Genomic DNA, 1,217 nt, shown 5'->3' with positions numbered 1-1,217 from the left:
TTGTAAGCTCCCCTTCAAAGTGAGCCAGTCAAAAATAGAGGTCAGGCAGCTTGTCGAAACTCGATGGGGGTTAAGAAGTTAAGGGCCTGATGGGGCCGCAGGTGGTTGTAATCGTACTGCCAGCGCTGGCATTGTTCGCGCACCTGGCGCAGGCTGGTGAAGAGGTAGGCGTTAAGCATTTCCCGGCGAAAAGAGCCGTTAAAGCGTTCAATGTAGGCGTTTTGCGTCGGACTCGCCGGCTGAATCCAGTGCAAGTCAATCCCCTGGTCCTGACACCAGGCTTGGAGCACCTGGCTGATAAGTTCGGGGCCATTGTCGACCCGGATGCAGGCCGGGGTGCCGTGGCAGCGGACCAGCGTGGTGAGCAAAGCGACGACCCGCGTGGCGGGCAGCGAAAAATCCACCTCGATGCCGAGCACTTCCCGGTTCCAGTCCTCGACCACGTTCAGGGTGCGGAAGCGGCGGCCATCGGTCAGCGCATCGCTCATAAAGTCTAAGGACCAGCACACATTGGGTTGCGTGGGCACTTCCAAGGGCCGTTTTACCCGCTCGGGCAGGCGTTTCTTTTTCCGCCGCTTGCCGAGCTGCAAGTGCATGAGCCGATAGATGCGCCACAGGCGCTTGTGATTGACCACGACCCGCAGTTTGCGCAGGCGGTAGTAGTATTTCCAAAAGCCCCAGCCGCCGTGCCGCTTCGCCAGTGCCCGCAGCCGGGCAACGAGTGCGGCATCGGCGGGCTGGAGCCCCCCACGGCCCCCACCCGGGGGCGGGGCGTAGCTGTTGCGGGCCAGGCCCACGAGTGCACACGCCTGGCGCTGGCTCAGCCCCCGCCCGCAGGCGTAATGGGCCACCGCACGCCGGGCCGTGGGGGTGACTACTTTTTTCGCAACACCTCCTTGATAACCTGGTGCTCCAGACTCAGTTCGGCATAGAGCTGTTTAAGGCGGCGGTTTTCGTCTTCCAGGTGTTTGAGACGCTGCAATTCGCTCACGCTCATGCCCCCGAACTTGCTTTTCCACGCGTAAAAGGTGGGCTCACTGATGCCGTGCTCCCGGCAAATCTGAACCACCGTCTGGCCCTGGTCTTGTTGGCGCAAAATACCCAGAATCTGGGCTTCGCTGAAGCGGCTTTTTTTCATGAATAGTTAAAAATAGAAGAAGTGAAAAGTTACTACTTCTCTCTATTTTTGACTGGCTCACTTTTAGGGGAAGCTTATA

At 59.1% G+C, this 1,217-nt stretch carries 1 protein-coding gene; it reads right to left on the bottom strand.

Annotation, left to right across the window (positions count from 1 at the left end; all coding sequences use genetic code 11):
* Nucleotides 1–41 precede the first annotated feature (41 nt).
* A protein-coding gene (locus tag HNP98_RS21480; protein ID WP_380267860.1) for an IS3 family transposase occupies nucleotides 42–1,138 on the bottom strand; the annotation gives its coding sequence in 2 pieces (ribosomal slippage) (nucleotides 42–889 and nucleotides 889–1,138; 1,098 coding nt in all).
* Nucleotides 1,139–1,217 lie beyond the last annotated feature (79 nt).

The sequence above is a fragment of the Hymenobacter caeli genome, from assembly GCF_013294115.1.
GTDB classification, from domain to species: Bacteria; Bacteroidota; Bacteroidia; order Cytophagales; family Hymenobacteraceae; genus Hymenobacter; species Hymenobacter caeli.
The sequence above is the reverse complement of the archived record's forward strand: the minus strand, read 5'-3'. Positions and strand labels throughout refer to the sequence as shown.